Below are 18289 nucleotides of genomic sequence, written 5' to 3' on the forward strand. Positions count from 1 at the left end.
TCATAGCAATTCTTCAATGGGCAGCAGGCTCGATACCCGCGATAACAGACGTTGAAGAAACTTGGTGCCGGGCTCTATGCGCCATTCTCTGCCCTGGGCATCCAGCCAGACCTGACGACTGCCGTGGCGCAGCACCAGAGTGTAGGCGTTACGGCTCACGTTGTTCACAAAGTTCTCCGCAAAGGCGCTCGCCATTCTCGAGGAATCTAGCATCACGCCGAGTTCTGTGTTGTGCACGATGGATCGATGGTCCAGGTTGAAAGATCCCACATACAGAGTTTTACGGTCCACGACGAATAACTTGGCGTGCAGCAGGGACTTGGACTCACCACTCCAGTTGTCCAGCTTGTATGTCAGGTTGTTCGCCATCTCATACAAGTGGACTCCGGCATTGAGGAGTGGGCGGCGATACTTGCGATAGGCCCCGTGCACAAACACCACATCGGTGGAGGACAGGGAGTTGGTGAGGATGTAGACCTCGACTCCACGTTTTCGTGCAGACAGGATCGCATCGAGGAATCTGGTGTCCGGCAACACATAAGGGGAGATGATGATCAGCTCTTCGGTGGCGGACGCTATTTCCCGTAACAGCGCTGCCGAGGCATGGCCGATACTCAGGTCCTCAGGCTCGAGTATTTTTTCTGGTGGATCAACCAGCAGTCGGGCCTTGCCGCGATACCAGAGATCCCGGTCATTCTTCAGTGCGGTGAACAGGCGTGAGCTTTCCAGGCTCTGGCCGTAGTCCGTGGCCAGCAATTCGTGCGCGTTGTGCTCCAGCTCTGCAACGAGCCTTTGTCGCTCCGCTGCGGTGGACTCGATAATGGCATCTACCGGGTAGCTGAACGGACTGTTCCAGTAGATATCAAACTGATGGGATATTTTGCCCACCACCGGGCCCACACTGATCAGGTCCAGGTCCCCGAACACGTATTTGCGATCAATGCCAAAGTATTTGTTCGACAGGTTGCGCCCGCCGATAAAGCTGATGCGATTGTCGACGGTGAAAGACTTGTTATGCATGCGGCGGTGCAGCCGGCAAAAATCCTTTAACAACTCCAGGTTCCGCCAGTGTTGATGGGGGAAGGGGTTGAACAGGCGGATTTCAATATTCGGGTGATACTCGAGTCCGGCCAGCAGCTGGTCGGCGTCCCCGGTGGTGAAATCATCCAGCAGGAAACGAACACGCACGCCGCGATCGGCTGCATCGATAAGCTCATGGGTGAGTAGCAGGCCGGTTTCGTCACGACGGAAAATAAAATACTGGATGTCGATGCTGCTGCTGGCAGCGCGAATGGCAGAGAGTCTGGCGGCGAGGGCATTGTGTGCAGATGTCAGCGGATAGACACCGCTCAGAGGGGCCATGTCTGCATTCAGCTCGGCAGTGCGCGCGGCGATACGGGTATCTGGCGCTGGCTCGAGATAGTGGCTTTTCTGGCGCGGAGGCATGGGCGGAAAACCGCTCTCCTGCATTGCCGCCGACAGGCTGGGGGAGATACTTTGCGAGAGGTCTTTTTTGGGCGGGTAGCCGTTCCCGTCGCGATAGGTGTAGTGACAGCTGCACCCACCGGCAAGCATGCAGGATACGACCAGCAAAACTGCGACGACGGCCCGAACAGGTTGCAGGGGAATCCTGCGGCGTACATCCATGAAACTTGTAGTGTTCCCCGATTTGGCCCTGTTGCTGTGTTGGTTGCAGAGCGCGTTGCGTGCCTCAAATTATAGACATGTGCTTCCGCGCCCCGGAGATTGCGCAGCGTAGGCTTTAGAATAAGCAAATCGGATTGGCATCTTGTGCGCGCCGGCGCATAATCCGCGCCGTTCAAAAGACGTGGTTGAGGTAATGCATATGGGGATTGATCAGCAGCTGGCAGAGCGCGGTGGCAACCGTTGTGAGCTCTGTCGTTCTGACGAAGCGCTTGGCGTCTACGACCTCCCCGCGTCCGAGGGGCAGGCGGATGCCCGGATTCTGGCGTGCGGCACCTGTCGTGGCCTGCTCGAAGGTAACCCGACGTCAGATACAGCGCACTGGCGCTGTTTGTCTGACGGTATGTGGAGCCCGGTGCCGGCGGTGCAGGTGCTGGCCTGGCGACTGTTGAATGCACTCCGTGCAGAGACCTGGGCGCAAGACCTGCTCGATATGCTGTATCTGGATGAAGATCTGCGCGAATGGGCGGAAGCGGATGCGCCGCTGCAAGCGGAAGACCTGCCCGAACACCGCGATTGCAACGGGGTGCTACTGCAGGCGGGTGACACTGTCACAGTGATCAAGGATCTGGATGTGAAAGGGACCAGCCTGGTGGCCAAGCGTGGCACCGCAGTGCGTGGCATCAGTCTCACCGATAACCCGGAGCACATCGAAGGCCGGGTGAACGGCCAGCGCATCGTCATCCTGACGAAGTTCGTCAAGAAGTCCGGTTGATCGCTGTCAGGAGGATGACACGACACTGCCGCGATAGGTTTTTGCGGTGGCGGATCGACTCGAGGTGGTGACAGGTTCACCCGCTACCACGGGCTTACCGCGGTACATTCTGGTGGTCTGGGTTGGTTTGCGCTTTGAAGGATCGTGCTGGCTCAGGTCATCACCGTAGATCAGTTCGTAAATATCTTTCTTCGGCTGGCTTGTTTCCGCCACCATCTGCCCGCGGTACATCCGGGTATTGCTGGTGTCGTCCCCGAAGGTTTCACCACGCAAGCTCTCGAGTTGCGCGATCAGGGCCTGGGTTTCGGTGTCGACCGTTTTCTCTTTCAGTTCTGAGAGTTGCGCCTCGAACTGGTAATCGGCAAAACGCAGGTTGATGTCGAATTCGGCCAATAGGCGTTTGCGTAGTTTACGCAAAATCGTGAGCGCATCGGAGCGCATTAACCAGTCGCGATTGTCCAAAATTCTGTCCCCTCAAATTCGCTTTCCCTTTTGTGGTGCAAACGGTGCACCAAACTTGCGACTTCTCGATAAGTTTTGCGCCACACTGCGTACGCTTAATGCCTTTTCAGCCCTGATTTACCGATGTTTTTCGTTAGCTGGGACCTGCCCAAATTAAGGCAAAACCTGGTCTGATCTTGGTGCGAGCCGGGGTAGCGCTCGGGAAATTATTGCTTTGATGTGGGATTTTGAAGGTCATTTTTGCCATATGTTGGTGCGAGCAGCCAATTTTGGTGCGATTCTGATGCGGGCTTGATGGCGCTAAAATCAACCCCGGAGCGTAGCTAACCTGCGTATGATGGAGAGCAACAGTTAAAACGCGTTTCGGCGTAATCCACACGGTGATTCAGGGAGAGAAATATGGCAGATTCCATCAAGTGCCAGGCGGCGGTTGCCTGGAAGGCAGGCGCTCCACTTTCGATCGAAGAGGTGGAAGTTGCACCGCCCCAGGCTGGTGAAGTACGTATCCGGCTGGTGGCGACCGGGGTGTGCCATACCGATGCCTTCACGCTTTCCGGCGAAGATCCGGAGGGCATCTTCCCCGCTATTCTCGGGCACGAAGGCGGCGGTATTGTGGAGTCGGTTGGTGAGGGTGTCACCAGCGTGGCGGTCGGGGATCATGTCATCCCGCTGTACACGCCCGAATGTCGCGAGTGTAAATTTTGCCTGTCGGGCAAAACCAATCTCTGCCAGAAGATTCGCGCAACCCAGGGCAAGGGACTGATGCCGGACGGCACTACGCGGTTCTCCATCAACGGTGAGCCCATTTTTCACTATATGGGGACTTCCACTTTTTCCGAGTACACCGTGCTGCCGGAAATCGCCCTCGCCAAAGTGAATCCGGAAGCGTCGCTGGAAGAAGTCTGCCTGCTGGGTTGCGGTGTTACCACCGGGATGGGCGCGGTCATGAATACCGCGAATGTGGAGCCGGGTTCCAGTGTTGCTGTCTTTGGCCTGGGTGGTATCGGGCTGTCGGCAGTGATCGGCGCGCGCATGGCGGGCGCCGAGCGCATTATTGGGGTGGACATCAATACCAGTAAATTCGATCTGGCCAAAAAGCTCGGCGCTACTGAGTGTATTAACCCGAAGGATTACGACAAGCCTATTCAGGAAGTGATCGTCGATTTAACCGATGGCGGTGTCGATTATTCTTTTGAGTGCATTGGCAATGTGGATGTGATGCGTTCTGCACTGGAATGCTGCCATAAAGGCTGGGGTGAGTCCGTCATTATTGGTGTCGCCGGTGCCGGGCAGGAAATCAGTACTCGCCCATTCCAGCTGGTGACCGGTCGCGTGTGGCGCGGCACTGCATTCGGGGGTGTCAAGGGGCGTACGGAGTTGCCCGGTTATGTTGAGCGCTACCTGGCCGGTGAAATACCCCTGCAGGATTTTATTACCCACACCATGCCGCTGGATCAGATCAACGAGGCATTTGACCTGATGCATGAAGGCAAGAGCATTCGCAGTGTGATTCACTACCAGTAACCCTTGGCAGAAAGAGAATAAGAATGAGTCTTGAGTTAGTCAGCAGTACCAAAAGCTTCGATGGCGTGCAGCGCCAGTATCGTCATCGTTCCGAAGTACTTGGTTGCGAGATGCGCTTTGCGATCTTTATGCCGCCGGTTGTCGAGCGGGAGGCCGAAGAGCAAATTCGCGGGGCGCGGGTGCCGGTCCTTTACTGGCTTTCGGGCCTGACCTGTACCGATGAAAACTTCAGCCAAAAGGCCGGGGCGCAGCGGGTTGCGGCGGAACTCGGTATTGCCCTGGTCATACCGGATACCAGCCCCCGCGGTGACGGTGTGGCGGATGATGCGGAATATGATCTGGGGAAGGGCGCCGGCTTCTACGTCAATGCCACCCAGGCGCCCTGGCGCGACCATTACCGCATGTACGATTACGTCGTGAATGAGTTGCCGGCGTTGGTGGAAGCCAATTTCCCGGTGACCGATCGACGGGCGATCAGCGGTCACTCCATGGGCGGGCATGGCGCGTTGGTGATTGGTTTGCGCAACCCGGACCGCTATACGTCGATTTCTGCGTTCAGCCCAATTTGCAATCCGAGTGATTGCCCCTGGGGTGAGAAAGCATTTAGCCACTACCTGGGCGCAGATAAAGCCGCCTGGGGTGAATATGACGCTTCGATCTTGTTGGCGCAGGCCGATGTCCGACTGCCGGTACTGGTTTCACAGGGGGATGATGATGCGTTCCTGTCGACGCAGCTGAAGCCGGAGGCGCTGGCGGCCGCAGCGGAAGCTGCCGGCTTCCCGGTACGTATCGAGCATCATGCCGGCTACGACCACAGCTACTTCTTTATCGCTTCTTTTATCGAGCAGCATTTGCGTTTCCACGGAGACTTCCTCCTGAAAGGTTGATCGAAACCCGAGGGACTGTGGGCACCTATACTCCTTGCCATTCTGCGAATGCAAAGGAGTGTGCCCATGGCCCTGTGGAAGCCGGACCCGACCTTTTACCCGTCGGCCAAAATGGCAATGCAGGCGCCGCCAGAGCGGTTTGCCTATGTTGCCGCGCTCAACGTTGGCCGCAACGATGCCCCCGATGGTATCTGCGTGGTCGACCTGGATCCTGACTCGGATCAATACGGCGAGGTGGTGTATACCCTTGAATTACCTGACACAGGTGACGAGCTGCATCACTTCGGCTGGAACGCCTGTAGCTCTGCGCTCTGTCCTTATGCACCCCATCCCCACCTGGAGAGGCGCTACCTGATCGTGCCAGGGTTGCGTAGCTCGCGCCTGTACATCATCGATACCCGTCCGGATCCCCGTGAGCCGCATATCACCAAAATTATCGAACCCGAAGAGGTGGTGGCACGCGCGGGTTACTCCCGGCCACATACCGTACATTGCGGACCCGATGCGATTTATGTGAGTGCAATGGGTGGCCCCAATGGCGACGATGGCCCGGGCGGGATCTTCCTACTGGATCATTTCAGCTTCGACGTGATTGGCCCGTGGGAAATTGACCGGGGAGATCAGGAGCTGGCCTATGACTTCTGGTGGCACCTCGCCGAGGATGTATTGATCAGTAGTGAGTGGGGCAAACCGTCGCAGTTTGAGAATGGACTGGTGCTGGAGGACCTGCTGGCAAATAAATATGGCCACCGCATCCACTTCTGGGATCTGCGTAAGCGCAAACTCACCCAATCCATAGACCTGGGTGCGTCGCACCAGATGGCGCTGGAACTGCGCCCGGCCCATGATCCGAAAAAGACGTATGGCTTCGCCGGCGTGGTGATCAGCACTGAAGATCTGTCGGCTTCTATCTGGCTGTGGCACCGTCAGGGCGATGAGTGGCAAGCCGACAAGGTCATCAGCATCCCCGCTGTGCCCGCCGAAGCGGATGAGTTGCCGCCAGCGCTGAAAGAGTTTGGTGCGGTACCACCGCTGGTCAGTGATATCGACCTGTCACTCGATGATCAGTACCTGTATGTGTCTTGCTGGGGCACGGGCGAACTGCACCAGTACGACGTTTCCGATCCGTTCCAGCCCACACTCACCGGCAAGGTCTGTATCGGCGGTATTGTACGGAAAGCCGGTCATCCAAAGGCGCCGGGGCCGTTACTGGGTGGGCCGCAAATGGTCGAGATCAGCCGGGATGGCAAGCGTGTGTATTTCACCAATTCGTTGTACAGCAGCGTCGACGATCAGTTTTACCCGGACAAAATGGGGGGCTGGATGGTGAAGGTCAGCGTTGAGGACGGTGGGGGCATGGCCCTCGATCCGGACTTCTTTATCGACTTCGGCGAGACGCGGGTGCATCAGGTCCGCCTGGAAGGTGGCGATGCCTCCACGGATTCTTTTTGTTATCCGTCCTGACCGGTGGGAGAGGACTCAATGTGGGGACTGGCACCCTGGTTGGCGATGCTCGGCTTTGGCGCCTTCCATGGGCTAAATCCCGGCATGGGCTGGCTGTTCGCGCTGTCACTGGGGCTGCAGCAGCAGCGCGAACAGGTGATCTGGCTATCGCTGCTGCCAATTGCTGCCGGGCATGCACTGGCGATTGCAGTGACGGCAGCACTATTGTGGCTGGGACTACGCTGGATCTCGGTCGATGTTCTGCAGTGGATCACCGCCGGCCTGCTACTAGTGTTCGGGCTCTACAAGCTGCGAAATTACTATCGACATCCGCGTTGGGTGGGCATGAAAGTCGGGGGCAAAGATCTGTTTCTGTGGTCTTTCCTGATGGCGACCGCGCATGGCGCTGGCCTGATGGTCGCGCCGATCCTGTTGGGTATGGCGGAAGCAGAAGGGCACCATGCGGGGCATCTGCATCACGACTTGAATGTACCACTCGCCATTCTCCTGCACAGCGTGGCGATGCTGCTGGTGATGGGACTAACCGCAATGCTGGTGTATCGCTACGTGGGCCTCTCTATCTTACGGCGCCACTGGATCAACTTTGATCTGATCTGGGCCATTGCCCTGTTGATTGCTGCCGCTGTGGCGGCACTGGCGGCCTGGCAAGCATAACGCACCTGGGTAGCCGTTTTGGCACGCGCTCTCTTTTCCTCAATGCGTCGCCGCCGTTGCGTCCCGCGACTGTACTTTGGCATAGAGGTCTGGATATGCCTGCTGCAGGGTGAGGAGCGCGCGTTTGCGTTCGGCTTTCTGGCGTTGCTCCAGTTCCCCTAATATCGCTGGTAGCTCGGGATGTTCCTCGATAAAAGGGAGCGCCATTGCGAAAATTGGGGAGAGCATGGGTGCTCCAAGTTCCATAGAGCGTGTCAATTCGGCTATTGCCTGGTCGTGATTACCCCGAATGGCATGAAACCCGAATGCTCGCTGGGCCACTTCCCAGTCTGGTGGTGCAGCGAGCATGATTGCGCAAAGTTCAGCGGTTTTATCCAGTTGATCACGCAAGTTCAATTTGACCAGCGTCATTTGCAGAGGCGTCCAGCACGGCGGCAATTCGCGATGATTGCCTTTCGCGATCATTTCTTCGAACAGTTGTCGCGCAATCGACTCATTGCCATTGAGGACCTGCAAAGCCGCGAGCTGAGTTTTCGCGAAGGGCGCATTCGGGTTGTGCTCCAGGTAGGTTTTACTGGCGGCTAGCGCGAGGCCAAGCTCGCCGTTGTCCCAGTGCTCAAATGCCCGCCAGAAGTCGCTGTCGGGGCCGGGAGAGACAATCAGACTGGGGGGCAGGTCGAGGCCCAAGAGGAAATCATGTAGCCAGTATCGCTGCACCAGGGAGAGCTTGCCTGTCCTATCCGCTCTGATGCCCTTTAGCAAGGCCGACTCAAAATCGCCACTGAGCATGGCAACAGTGACTTCGGCCCAGAGAGTCCGTACGGAATTGGGATCGACAATACGCATCGACTCGATCGCGCGTTGGGCTTCACCAAGATTACCGGAGCGTGCATGTATATTTGCCAGATTTCCGTTAATCACCAGCGACAGGGGATCTACCTTCCTTGCTGCTTCCAACCCCTTGAACCCCTCGTCGTTGTCACCCTGGTTCAGCTGAACCAACGCGCGCCACATAATGGCTTCCGCATAATTTGGGTTGAGCTCGATGGCTCGGTTGAGCCCGGTGAGAGCGCGTTTGGGATCCTTTGAGAGAAAGTATTCAATAGCATGCAGTTCAGGTAAGTCCGGTGCAAGTGCGCGCGCGACGGTAATATGTGGCTGCGCAAGTTCACGCGCTTCAGTACTGCTGAGAGACCCGTAGGTAGAAAAACCCTGCCTCAGCAGCATATAGTTGATCGCCAGCATGGAATGTGCACGGGCGAACTGCGGAGCCAGTTCGACTGCCCTGCGGAATTCTTCCGCGGAAGCCTCCAGATCCTTGCCGGTGCGTTTCGCCATCAAGTGCTTGCCACGCAGAAAATGGTCGTAGGCTTCCATATTGTCGGTGGCGAGAAATTCCGATTCTGCGCGGGCCGGTGTCTCTACATCGCCCAGCAGGTGGAGCCGCATGGCATGCTGGATTTGCGCCGAGATTTCATCCTGTACCGCAAAGATATCCCGCAGGTCGCGGTCATAGGTTTCGGACCAGAGGTGGTAACCATTGTCGACGCGAATGAGCTGGGCGGTAATGCGGATGCGATCGCCAAACTTTCGTACCGACCCCTCCAGCACATGGGCGACATCGAGCAACCTGCCAATCTCGCGAATGTCCTGATCGCGGCCTTTGAAGGCAAAGGATGAAGTGCGCGCAGCGACTTTCATGCCATGGGTTTTGGCGAGGACATTCAGTATCTCTTCTGATATACCGTCGGAAAAATACTCCTGATCCTTTTGTGGGGACATATCTGCGAAAGGCAGGACGGCAATGGACGGTGCAGTCCCTTCACTGGCTACCGCAGAGGTGGCGGTATCAGGGACAAGCCGTGACCAGGCGAAAAACCCGATAAACGCCAGCAGCGTCAACGCCAGAGCCCAGTCGGCGATACGCCCGTTTCCATCGCCTGCAGCGTCGTCGGAATCGCTGCTGCGGCGCACCCCTTCCGGGGTGATCTCGAAAGCCCAGGTAAAGATCAATGTGATGGGCAGACCGAGAGCGAGCAGGGTAATGACCAGGGTATCGGTCCAGTTCGGCAAGCTGAGGGGGGCCTCGATCGCTACGGCAATCTGGATGAGCACCCAGCTGATGACAACATACGCGCCTGCCACACGGAATATGTTTCTGCGGCGGAGTTCGGCAAAGATCTGGCTCATAGCGTGCGAGGTCGTTGTTTTTCGTGTAATCGGGTGTAATTCCCGGCGCAACCTCAACACCTCTACCGGGTAGTGCTCTCATCATAACAGTTGTGGTTAATGCTGCCAGTTGCAGCGAATGACAGCGTGAATGTCCTAGGCTCTTTGCATCTTGTGGCGCCGTCCGTAGCGCCAGTCATCGTTCGAGCAAGACCAATGGACCACCAATGAAGAACGTCTTCCTGATTAATGCGCATGAGGCCTACCCCTTTGCGGAGGGGCGCCTGAATCGCTCCATGGCAGCGAGAATTACCGAAAAGCTGACTGAAAAGGGTTATGCGTTCCAACATACGACGATGAAAGATACCTACGACGTGGATGAGGAGGTGGAACGACATCGCTGGGCCGATGTGGTGGTGCTGCAGACGCCGTGTAACTGGATGGGGGTGCCTTGGAGTTTCAAAAAGTATATGGACTTCGTGTATTCCGCCGGTATGGACGGTCGCATGTGTGATGGCGACGGCCGGCATCGGGAGGCGCCCAAGGAAAACTATGGCCTCGGCGGAGTATTAACCGGCAAGAAATACATGCTTTCCATTACCTTTAATGCACCGCGGGAGGCATTCAGTGATGCCAGCGAGGCATTCTTTTCGGGGCGCAGTGTGGATGAGCTATTTTTGCCGATGCACCTCAACTTCAAGTTTTTTGGAATGTCGCCATTGAAGACATTTTCCTGTCATGACGTAATGAAAAACCCGGAGATTGAACGGGACTTTGTGCGGCTTGATGAACATCTGGATCGGGTTTTTCCCGCGGCTGTATAAAGCTGCTGCATCTAACGTGCCATGCAGAAGCAAGGAGTATTGACGATGTCAGAAAAGTACAGGGCCAGCTGTGACTGCGGTGGGGTGGTGTTTGAATTAAGTGGACCGCCCAAGGTGCGGGGTTTTTGTCACTGCGAAGATTGTCGCAGTTTTCTCAAGGTGCCTTACCACTCGGTGGATGCCTATGAGAAAGACAATGTGGAGGTTCTCCAGGGGGAAGACCTGATCGAAGTCTTTCAGCACCCGGAAAAGCAAATGCGCCGCTACTTTTGTTCGCGCTGCGGGGACACGCTGTTTAACAGCAACAAAGCAGACTGGCGAGTGGTCTCCCAGCTGCTGGTTCGCCGGAGTCACGATGGTGAGCTACCGGAGGCCCTGAAAGGCCAGAGCCACTTTTTTTATGGGGATCGGATTGTCAGCATCGACGATGACCTCCCCAAGAGAGAGTGAGGGCAACGTTAGGGGAGCTCCGGTTATGTAGTGCTATGGCGTCGCGCGTTCTACCGAGCGGGTATTGATCATGCGCAGTCGCAAGTCTGCGGCGGGTGATATTACACCCGGCAGCCGGGTTGCCAAGGTAACGGAATTACCTGAGTACAGGCTTCGAAAAATGCCTGCCCGCTGGCGGTCCCTGATGGGGTGAGACCGCCAATGGGTCGGAATGCTCGGTTGCCGGTCAGCGTTTAGTGATGCGTCACGCTGTCGGTAATTCGGCGATAGAGCTGGTCTTTCATATGCACCCGCTGAATCTTGAGTGCGTTGAAATGGTTGTCGTCCGTAGCTACGCCCCGTTCCTCAAGACTGCGAATCTGTTTGTCCAGTTTGCAGTAGGCCTCATTCTCACTCTTGAATTGCAGGTCTTCTTGATTCAGTCGGTTAATGACTTCCAGGTACTCGGGAAAGTCGACTTCCAGGGCGTGTGACGCAATCTGCATCGGCGGTTCCTCCGGGGAAAAAGGAATAGGGGTAGGCACCTGCTGGCGCCTACTCCTATAGTTTAGATGGTTATCATGCCGGCGAGCAGGAAGATGGGTGCGCAATTGGCGTCCATGGCACCTGTCGCGCGGCGAGTCAGTCATTTGTCAGGCTTCGGTCCCGGCTTCTTCCTGGCAAAGGCGCCGGTACAGCGCATCCTTCATCTGGACCCGCCGGTGTTTTAGCCAGGTGAAGTGACCGTCGTCTGTCGCGATGCCACTCGCTTCCAGCCCGCGGATCTTCTTGTCGAGTTGATGGTATTCGTCGCAGGCAATGCAGAACTCCGGGTCACTGCTGAGCAGTTGGCGGATGCGATCGCGGAAGTGAGGGAAGTCGGCGTGCAGGGTGTGGGCGTCGATCATCGCCATCAGGGTCCTCCTTTTCCAGGTGATTTTAGGCGCCAATAGTGGAAAACATCCTGTACATCTGTACCTATAGAGGCCGCTGGAAACGTCGTTGACCGTTGTCGCGCCAATTTTTGTGATGGTTGACACAGTGTTAGGATGCGGACCTTCGGATGCCTCGCCGAGGTCATCAGAAGCGCCAGTGGAGCGCGAGTCAGCCAGGAGCAACAGTAGCGTGAGAATTAATGCGGACTTTGGTCAGAGGGTGGTTGTACTGCCAGAAGAGTACGATTGGGTGAGCTCGCCCACGGCGGGGATCGAGCGCATGATGCTGGACCGCATCGGCGAAGAGGTCGCCCGGGCGACCTCGATTGTTCGCTACGCGCCAGACTCGGACTTCCCGGCCCATGTCCACGGCGGGGGTGAGGAGATACTCGTGCTCGAGGGTGAATTTGCCGACGAGCACGGTCGCTACCCGGTCGGTACCTATATCCGCAACCCGATCGGTTCCAGTCATCGCCCCAGTGTCGGCGGCGAGGGGTGCACGATATTCGTCAAGTTGCATCAGCATAGTGAGCGCGAAACTGATCGGGCGGTGATCGATACCGTCGGCGCCCAGTGGTTCCCCGGCCTGGTGCCCGGGCTACAGGTTCTCCCCTTGCATGAGCTCGAAAGTGAACGGGTGGCGTTGGTCCGCTGGGCACCCAACACCCACTTTCAGCGTCACACCCATCCGGGCGGCGAAGAGATCCTGGTGCTCGAAGGGACTTTCCACGATGAACACGGCAGCTATCCGCAAGGGAGCTGGATCCGCAGTCCGCATTTCAGCGACCATACGCCCTATACCGGGCCCGATGGAGCGCTGATCTACGTCAAGACCGGGCACCTCTAGAACAGCAGCCCATTGTCACGCTCTGTATCGTTGCCGGACCGGACTTATTTGGCAGCCTGTGTGCGTGCTTCCGTTGGGGGCGGAGTGAGTAGCGGTTGCCCGAGAGGCTCCAGTTGCGCGCCAATATACGTTCTCAAATACGCAATCGCAGCCATCTTGGCCTCGCTTGCATAGGTTTCGTCGATGCGCGCGTTGCGCGTATAGGCCAGGGACCAGAATGACTCGCTGATGGTAATCGCGAGGGTGAAGCGGCCCAGCCAGTCGCGGGACTCGGGCAACGCAAACGACTGGCTGAAAGCGCGATAGGTGATTTCAGCGAGTAACTCATTGTTTTCAACAATGAGGTTGCGCACGGCCCAGCTGGTTTTGGGGCCAAAGCGCACTTTTTCCAGTGCGGGTTTTTTCTTGAAGTATGCGAGAAAGCGATCGCAGAGATGTTCCAGCAGTGATTCCCAGCAATACCATTCCGTTTCTTCTGGCAGTAATGCAGAAACATCGAGACGCACCTGAAGCAGCCGCTCTGTCAAGGCGATCAGCGCCGCGTCTTTGCAGGGAAAAAAATGATACACCGAAGCCGTCGGAACGCCGGCAGCATTACTCATGTCGGCCAGGGTGATTTCACTGGCCTCGCGAAAATTCAGTAAATGCTCGAGTGCATCCAGCAGTCGCTCGTACTTTTCGTAGCCGTTTTTCCGTTGTGGCTTGCGGGGAAGGGGGCTGGGGCGGCCGTTGGGGTCGGCCTGGAAAGATGCTTTCACGTTTCCGCTCCTTGTAAAGTGTCCTGTACTGCCAGTCAACGAGCCTGACTGGGTGTTCAGGATTTCTTCCTTGATTTCTACAAACTCAAGCGCGCGTTGTCATCGTTGTTAATGCGCTTGAGTTTCCGACGAATGGCCTGAACCCATCGCGTTGCGAAGTTCACGCCATGCATGCATATGCAATCATTGAGGCCGAAAGGTGATGATCTGCAAAGCCTCCAAACCCGGTATCAAGTGTTCCGGTTCGTTGTTTGTACTAGTGGTCCATGCGGAAATGATGTAACAGAGCGCTTCGCCAATCTGTCCAGCTCTGCATTGAGAAAGCTTGAAATAGAACCACGATTCCTGCGCTTCCTCGCCTTGATCTGAAGACCTTGGCTGTGCGCCTTTGTTAAAAAATTTCCGCATGGACCACTAGCGCTTACTTTTTGAGTAAGCGCAAAGAGCCTTGATTATTTTTTTATGCGGCTCCGACCGTTTTTTTTGGGTGGTCGAGATGATGTTATAAAGGTTCGTGCGGCAAGGAAAGTTTAATGAGATTTTTTCCTCGGAAAATTCGTCAACTGGTTCACGCTTTTGAAAGCGAAGTCACAAATTTTCGTGCGGGAATAAGCGGAAAGAAAAATACTGAATTTATATTCGGAAAACCCCGAAGCTATCTTCGGTTTTGAAAAAGTCCGGGGCTTTCGCAGAGTTTGTACTGATGTTTCAGTGAGATTAGTGGTAGCGGAGTTCCGTTGCCTTTCCCTGAAAAACGCGATAAGAAAAAATCGTATAGCCGAGAATGGCCGGGATCACCAGGACGGCACCGACAAGAATAAAGCGAAGTGACTCTCTTGCACTGGCGGCTTCCCAGATCGTCATTTCGCCGGGGACAATGTCCGGGAAAAAGCTGAACGCCAGGCCGATGAAGCAGGTGATGAATACGCAAACGCAAAGCAGGAATGGCATCCGGCAATAGCGATCGTCGCTGAACGGCATGCGGGATAGCAGCCGATCATTGAACAGGAAGGCGGTAAAGCACATCGCGGGGATCAGCAGAACAAACATCACCAGAGGAAAATTGAACCAGCGCTGGAAGACGCCAGGATTCACAAGGGGGTTGACCAGTGACACGGCAACCACGCCAAGGAGTGCCAGTCGACCCGCATGTTTGGTCCAGAACACGGCGCGCTGTTGCAGGCGGCCTTCTGTTTTCATCACCAGCCAACTACCGCCGATATAGCTGTACGCGGCCGTTACGCAGAGTGCACTGAGTAGTGCAAAACCGACCCCCTGCCAGCCCGCGTCAAAGCCGATGACATATTTCCCCAGCATGTAACCCTGGCTCAGTGCGGTCATCAGTGATCCGGCTTTAAATACACGGTCCCAGGTGAGCTTGTGGTCTACACCCGCCTTCGCGCGGAAGTCGAATGCCACTCCGCGCAGAATCAGGCCGACCAGCATCAGTGCGACGGGCAGATACAGATGCATCAGGATGAGTCCATGGGCATCCGGGAAAGCAATCAGCAGTATGCCAATACCGAGTACCAGCCAGGTCTCGTTGGCATCCCAGAATGGCCCAATGGATGCGATCATCGTGTCTCGCTGCTCTTCGTCTTCCTTGTGCATTGGCAGCAGGATGCCGACACCCAGGTCATAACCGTCGAGTACCGCATAGATGATGATGGCGAGCCCCATCAGGCCAATAAACACTACGGGCAGCCAGTCGTGCATCGGCGCCTCGGTGCCACTGGTGATTCCGGCCCACAGGGCAGCGGCATCAATTGCCGCGAGCGGTGCGGTGCTCAGCAGATTTAAACTGATCATGCGGCGCCCTCCTCGGCTTTGCCTGGCAGGTTGGTCAGGCTACCCTCGACGACCGGTGAGCGGGTTTCAAACTCTTCGATATGAACCGCTTTCTTCGCCATCACGCGCAGCGTGTGGATGTATGCCCACATGAGCAACGCGTAAACCGACAGATACAGTGTGAGCGTCAGTCCGACATTGGGGGAGGCCAGGGGGGTTACGGCATCGGCGGTGCGCAATACACCATTGACCAGCCAGGGCTGGCGGCCAATTTCCGTGACATACCAGCCTGCCAGTGTCGCCACCCAACCAGAAAAGGTCATGGCGACCAGGGATTTTAAGAACCATCCCGGCGCTTCGCGTCGCTTGCGGGTGTAGTAAACCCCGAGCCAGGCGGCCGTGAACATCAGTAGCCAGATACCCACCATGACCCGGAACCCGAAGAACAGAGGCTTCACCGGTGGATGGTTGCCCTCGAAGTCTTTCAGCCCTTTTAATTCACCGTCCAGTTCATGGGTCAGTACCAGGCTCGCCATCTTGGGAATGGCAATTTCCAGATGGTTTTTTTGTTCCTTTTCATCCGGGATAGCGAACAGCAGGAGAGGGGCGCCGCGTTCGGTATCCCAGATCGCTTCAATGGCGGCAATTTTTTGCGGCTGATATTCCAGTGTGTTCAGGCCATGCTGGTCGCCCACAAAGGCCTGGATCGGTGTCAGGATGGCGGCCACAACCAGGGCAATGCGCATGGCCAGGCGAGGGGCGAGTTTCTTGTCTCCTTTGAGGATGCGATAGGCGGATATCCCACAGACAAAGAATGCGGCCGTCAGGCCGGATGCCAACAGCATGTGGGTGAATCGATAGGGGAAAGAGGGGTTAAAAATGATCTCCATCCAGCTGAGCGGGAAGGCCACCCCGTCACGCATTTCATAGCCCGTGGGCGTTTGCATCCAGGAGTTCAGCGCGAGGATCCAGAATGCCGACAGCGTGGTGCCAACGGCAACCATCAGTGCGGAAAACGTATGGACCTTCGAGGGTACACGATGGATGCCGAACAGCATGATCCCGAGGAAGGTGGCTTCCAGGAAGAAGGCAGTGAGCACCTCGTAGCCCAGAAGTGGCCCGGCAATATTGCCGACGGTCTCCATAAACCCGGGCCAGTTGGTGCCGAACTGGAAGGACATGGTGATCCCGCTGACGACACCCAGTGCAAAAGTGAGGGCAAAGATCTTGACCCAGAAGCGGTAGGCGCGCATCCAGACTTCATGACCGGTAATGTCGTAGCGCACCTTGAAAAAAAACAGGAACCAGCACAGGGCGATGGTGATCGTGGGAAACAGGATATGAAAGCTGATATTGGCGGCGAACTGGATACGCGACAGCATCAGAGTTTCTAACATGGCAACCTCAGAGTTGTTTTGGGCGCCCGGATTCAGAGAGAAAGAGTCCCAAGAATAGAAGCTGCGGCACGCCCTGGGGGAAAAACACAATGGGGCGGCGGGTGCGACTCAGCGCCCGGCGCCGGAAGAGCCTCCTGTGCTGTGGCCATCAGATGGGGAATCGTTGTCCTTGCCAGTGAGGCGATCGCGCAGCGACAGGACTTTGCTCAGCCCGGACCCCAGTTTCATCAATTGGGCCAGGTCGTTTTCGCTCAGTCTTCCCAGGGTATCGGCAAACTGCTCCAGTTGTTCCAGCAGGCTGTAGACCTCGCGGATACGCGCCAGCTCGGCGTTGGCTTCGGGGTTCTCGCTGTCATCGGAACTGTTCAGGAGCAGCTGGCGCAGCAGCGTGAGGGTTGGATCGAGTTCACGCCGACGGCGCTCCTCGAAGACGGTGCGTGCCATATCCCAGATACTGCCGGCACTGGTGAAATAATCCTTGCGGTCGCCCGGTTTATGGCGGAGCTCGATGAGTCGCCAGGACTGCAGTTCCTTCAGGCCCATGCTGACGTTGCCACGGCTGACCTTGAGCGCTTCGGCCAGCTGATCGGCATTGAGGGGTGCCTCGTGGATCGTGAGCAGGGCGAGCATTTGCCCCACCGTGCGGTTAAATCCCCAGCGACTGCCCATCTCGCCGAAGTGCAGGACGAAGGCCTGCGCTTGACTGGTTAACTTCATGGCCTATTGAATTTTCAGAAATTTCTGAAAATTCTATTCAAAACCTGATCCAAGTCAAGAGAAGACGTGCAATCAGTTGGTGAATACCTTGGCCCGAGCTGCCTGGGGCCAGTCATCCGGTACCAGAAACCCGCGACACGCTTCGCCGTCAGGTGTAAAAGCGGCGATGCACACCGGGCGCAGAAAAGGATCTGGCAGGGCGTTGCATAACGCCTCTGCGGAACCCGTCGCCTCGCTGCCGGCACCGGCGGTGTATTCCGCCAGCCAGCCAAGGCGGGGCAGACAGGTCCAGCGCAGGGAGGATTGCCCAAAGCGATGCTGAAATCCCTGCACGGTATCCCACCAGAACTGGCGACTCACCGGGTTGAGATGATTCGGAGAGATCGCGCCGACGACGTCCCCATTCCGGGTGTCGTGATGGGATGCTGCAGATGCACAGAAGAGCCTCCCGGGAAGAATCAGGTACTGTCGAAGCGGCGCCGTGCAAAGTGCCGGGGTTGCGTTGGCAATGGCGGCCCGTGCCTGAGCGCTTTCGGCAACAGGGAACTGATGCTGCTGCAACCGTGCCAGCTTGCTGTCGAGGCGATCGCGCAGGCCCGGACCCACCCAGCACGCCCCGCAGACCTGTAGATAAAACTTCACGGCCAGCTCCCAGTGTTCGAGCGTGTTATCCGGCAGGTAGTGCAGTAGCAGATCCAGCTCGCCCAGAGTACGACCGGCTTCCCGCAGTGGCAGGTTGCGCGCGATGAGGGTGTAGTCAGGATGGTGTTCCAGCGCGAACGCCCACAAGTCTTCGAAATACAGGCCCAGGCGACTCGGTGCGCGCGCGGCAAAGCGCGCCTCCAGTTGCGGCGCGAGCGCCTGCTGGCAGCCGGGCTTGTGGAAAAAATCCGCCAGCGCCTGACGGCGTCCCGGCGATAGCAGCGGCAGACCCGCATCGGCGGTGACGAGTGATGGTGCGCTGACTGCCCACAACAGGTTGTCCCAGTGCGAGGGTGCCGGTGCGGTGATCATG

General features: G+C 56.9%; 18 protein-coding genes. 8 read left to right on the forward strand and 10 right to left on the reverse strand.

Annotation, left to right across the window (positions count from 1 at the left end; all coding sequences use genetic code 11):
* Nucleotides 1-1647, reverse strand: coding sequence for a phospholipase D-like domain-containing protein (locus ACXAD0_RS06065; RefSeq protein ID WP_475087470.1), 1647 nt, complete (start codon nucleotides 1645-1647; stop codon nucleotides 1-3).
* 199 nt (nucleotides 1648-1846) lie between these two features.
* On the opposite strand from ACXAD0_RS06065, the gene ACXAD0_RS06070 reads away from it, so the two are divergent.
* On the forward strand, nucleotides 1847-2419 hold the full coding sequence (locus ACXAD0_RS06070; RefSeq protein ID WP_475087471.1) for a PhnA domain-containing protein: 573 nt from the start codon (nucleotides 1847-1849) through the stop codon (nucleotides 2417-2419).
* Nucleotides 2420-2425: 6 nt separating this feature from the next.
* Here ACXAD0_RS06070 and ACXAD0_RS06075 read toward each other — a convergent pair whose 3' ends face one another.
* The gene (locus tag ACXAD0_RS06075; RefSeq protein WP_475087472.1) at nucleotides 2426-2881 is read right to left on the reverse strand and encodes a hypothetical protein; all 456 of its coding nucleotides are present in this window, start codon (nucleotides 2879-2881) and stop codon (nucleotides 2426-2428) included.
* 399 nt (nucleotides 2882-3280) lie between these two features.
* Between ACXAD0_RS06075 and ACXAD0_RS06080 the strand changes: the two genes are divergently transcribed.
* The 4 genes from ACXAD0_RS06080 to ACXAD0_RS06095 all read left to right on the forward strand — a co-directional run bounded on the left by ACXAD0_RS06080 (nucleotide 3281) and on the right by ACXAD0_RS06095 (nucleotide 7410).
* Nucleotides 3281-4405, forward strand: coding sequence for an S-(hydroxymethyl)glutathione dehydrogenase/class III alcohol dehydrogenase (locus ACXAD0_RS06080; RefSeq protein ID WP_475087473.1), 1125 nt, complete (start codon nucleotides 3281-3283; stop codon nucleotides 4403-4405).
* Nucleotides 4406-4428: 23 nt separating this feature from the next.
* The gene (gene fghA, locus ACXAD0_RS06085; protein WP_475087474.1) at nucleotides 4429-5292 is read left to right on the forward strand and encodes an S-formylglutathione hydrolase; all 864 of its coding nucleotides are present in this window, start codon (nucleotides 4429-4431) and stop codon (nucleotides 5290-5292) included.
* A 66-nt stretch (nucleotides 5293-5358) separates the two neighbouring features.
* Entirely contained in the window at nucleotides 5359-6756 is a 1398-nt protein-coding gene (locus tag ACXAD0_RS06090; RefSeq protein ID WP_475087475.1) for a selenium-binding protein SBP56-related protein, read from the forward strand.
* Between the two features lie 18 nt (nucleotides 6757-6774).
* Nucleotides 6775-7410 (forward strand): hypothetical protein, encoded by a 636-nt coding sequence (locus tag ACXAD0_RS06095; protein WP_475087476.1) that lies wholly within the window; start codon nucleotides 6775-6777, stop codon nucleotides 7408-7410.
* Nucleotides 7411-7449: 39 nt separating this feature from the next.
* Here the strand turns inward: ACXAD0_RS06095 and ACXAD0_RS06100 are convergent, their stop codons facing one another.
* Nucleotides 7450-9600, reverse strand: a complete 2151-nt coding sequence (locus tag ACXAD0_RS06100) for a hypothetical protein (RefSeq protein WP_475087477.1) — start codon at nucleotides 9598-9600, stop codon at nucleotides 7450-7452.
* A gap of 206 nt (nucleotides 9601-9806) precedes the next feature.
* Between ACXAD0_RS06100 and ACXAD0_RS06105 the strand changes: the two genes are divergently transcribed.
* Both ACXAD0_RS06105 and ACXAD0_RS06110 read left to right on the forward strand, forming a co-directional pair.
* On the forward strand, nucleotides 9807-10403 hold the full coding sequence (locus tag ACXAD0_RS06105) for an NAD(P)H-dependent oxidoreductase (RefSeq protein ID WP_475087478.1): 597 nt from the start codon (nucleotides 9807-9809) through the stop codon (nucleotides 10401-10403).
* Between the two features lie 45 nt (nucleotides 10404-10448).
* Entirely contained in the window at nucleotides 10449-10853 is a 405-nt protein-coding gene (locus ACXAD0_RS06110) for a GFA family protein (RefSeq protein WP_475087479.1), read from the forward strand.
* A gap of 233 nt (nucleotides 10854-11086) precedes the next feature.
* On the opposite strand, the gene ACXAD0_RS06115 is transcribed toward ACXAD0_RS06110, so the two are convergent.
* Both ACXAD0_RS06115 and ACXAD0_RS06120 read right to left on the reverse strand, forming a co-directional pair.
* Nucleotides 11087-11338, reverse strand: coding sequence for an HP1242/YdcH family protein (locus ACXAD0_RS06115; protein ID WP_475087480.1), 252 nt, complete (start codon nucleotides 11336-11338; stop codon nucleotides 11087-11089).
* Nucleotides 11339-11485: 147 nt separating this feature from the next.
* On the reverse strand, nucleotides 11486-11746 hold the full coding sequence (locus ACXAD0_RS06120) for an HP1242/YdcH family protein (RefSeq protein ID WP_475087481.1): 261 nt from the start codon (nucleotides 11744-11746) through the stop codon (nucleotides 11486-11488).
* Nucleotides 11747-11957: 211 nt separating this feature from the next.
* Here ACXAD0_RS06120 and ACXAD0_RS06125 point away from each other — a divergent pair, with 211 nt between their 5' ends.
* Nucleotides 11958-12614 carry a cupin domain-containing protein gene (locus ACXAD0_RS06125; protein ID WP_475087482.1) on the forward strand — a complete coding sequence of 219 codons (657 nt, stop codon included), beginning with the start codon at nucleotides 11958-11960 and terminating at the stop codon, nucleotides 12612-12614.
* Nucleotides 12615-12658: 44 nt separating this feature from the next.
* On the opposite strand, the gene ACXAD0_RS06130 is transcribed toward ACXAD0_RS06125, so the two are convergent.
* The 5 genes from ACXAD0_RS06130 to ACXAD0_RS06150 all read right to left on the reverse strand — a co-directional run bounded on the left by ACXAD0_RS06130 (nucleotide 12659) and on the right by ACXAD0_RS06150 (nucleotide 18288).
* On the reverse strand, nucleotides 12659-13372 hold the full coding sequence (locus ACXAD0_RS06130; RefSeq protein WP_475087483.1) for a TetR/AcrR family transcriptional regulator: 714 nt from the start codon (nucleotides 13370-13372) through the stop codon (nucleotides 12659-12661).
* A 717-nt stretch (nucleotides 13373-14089) separates the two neighbouring features.
* Nucleotides 14090-15088 (reverse strand): cytochrome d ubiquinol oxidase subunit II, encoded by a 999-nt coding sequence (locus ACXAD0_RS06135; RefSeq protein WP_475090322.1) that lies wholly within the window; start codon nucleotides 15086-15088, stop codon nucleotides 14090-14092.
* Nucleotides 15089-15177: 89 nt separating this feature from the next.
* Nucleotides 15178-16557 carry a cytochrome ubiquinol oxidase subunit I gene (locus tag ACXAD0_RS06140; RefSeq protein WP_475087484.1) on the reverse strand — a complete coding sequence of 460 codons (1380 nt, stop codon included), beginning with the start codon at nucleotides 16555-16557 and terminating at the stop codon, nucleotides 15178-15180.
* 108 nt (nucleotides 16558-16665) lie between these two features.
* Nucleotides 16666-17274: a GbsR/MarR family transcriptional regulator gene (locus ACXAD0_RS06145; protein ID WP_475087485.1), complete on the reverse strand. Its 609-nt coding sequence runs from the start codon at nucleotides 17272-17274 to the stop codon at nucleotides 16666-16668.
* A 72-nt stretch (nucleotides 17275-17346) separates the two neighbouring features.
* Complete coding sequence (locus tag ACXAD0_RS06150) at nucleotides 17347-18288, reverse strand: DUF1853 family protein (protein WP_475087486.1); 942 nt, start codon at nucleotides 18286-18288, stop codon at nucleotides 17347-17349.
* Between the last annotated feature and the right edge of the window lies 1 nt (nucleotide 18289).

It is taken from the genome of Microbulbifer sp. ABF4_148 (assembly GCF_056158985.1).

Excerpts from the sequence above, each read along its gene's own strand:
- ACXAD0_RS06105 (WP_475087478.1), top strand. The coding sequence starts at position 9,807 with ATGAAGAACGTCTTCCTGATTAATGCGCATGAGGCCTACCCCTTTGCG.
- ACXAD0_RS06065 (WP_475087470.1), bottom strand. The coding sequence starts at position 1,647 with ATGGATGTACGCCGCAGGATTCCCCTGCAACCTGTTCGGGCCGTCGTC.
- ACXAD0_RS06140 (WP_475087484.1), bottom strand. The coding sequence starts at position 16,557 with ATGTTAGAAACTCTGATGCTGTCGCGTATCCAGTTCGCCGCCAATATC.
- ACXAD0_RS06070 (WP_475087471.1), top strand. The coding sequence starts at position 1,847 with ATGGGGATTGATCAGCAGCTGGCAGAGCGCGGTGGCAACCGTTGTGAG.
- ACXAD0_RS06100 (WP_475087477.1), bottom strand. The coding sequence starts at position 9,600 with ATGAGCCAGATCTTTGCCGAACTCCGCCGCAGAAACATATTCCGTGTG.
- fghA (WP_475087474.1), top strand. The coding sequence starts at position 4,429 with ATGAGTCTTGAGTTAGTCAGCAGTACCAAAAGCTTCGATGGCGTGCAG.
- ACXAD0_RS06145 (WP_475087485.1), bottom strand. The coding sequence starts at position 17,274 with ATGAAGTTAACCAGTCAAGCGCAGGCCTTCGTCCTGCACTTCGGCGAG.
- ACXAD0_RS06090 (WP_475087475.1), top strand. The coding sequence starts at position 5,359 with ATGGCCCTGTGGAAGCCGGACCCGACCTTTTACCCGTCGGCCAAAATG.
- ACXAD0_RS06095 (WP_475087476.1), top strand. The coding sequence starts at position 6,775 with ATGTGGGGACTGGCACCCTGGTTGGCGATGCTCGGCTTTGGCGCCTTC.
- ACXAD0_RS06150 (WP_475087486.1), bottom strand. The coding sequence starts at position 18,288 with ATGATCACCGCACCGGCACCCTCGCACTGGGACAACCTGTTGTGGGCA.
- ACXAD0_RS06120 (WP_475087481.1), bottom strand. The coding sequence starts at position 11,746 with ATGGCGATGATCGACGCCCACACCCTGCACGCCGACTTCCCTCACTTC.
- ACXAD0_RS06110 (WP_475087479.1), top strand. The coding sequence starts at position 10,449 with ATGTCAGAAAAGTACAGGGCCAGCTGTGACTGCGGTGGGGTGGTGTTT.
- ACXAD0_RS06115 (WP_475087480.1), bottom strand. The coding sequence starts at position 11,338 with ATGCAGATTGCGTCACACGCCCTGGAAGTCGACTTTCCCGAGTACCTG.
- ACXAD0_RS06135 (WP_475090322.1), bottom strand. The coding sequence starts at position 15,088 with ATGCACGACTGGCTGCCCGTAGTGTTTATTGGCCTGATGGGGCTCGCC.
- ACXAD0_RS06080 (WP_475087473.1), top strand. The coding sequence starts at position 3,281 with ATGGCAGATTCCATCAAGTGCCAGGCGGCGGTTGCCTGGAAGGCAGGC.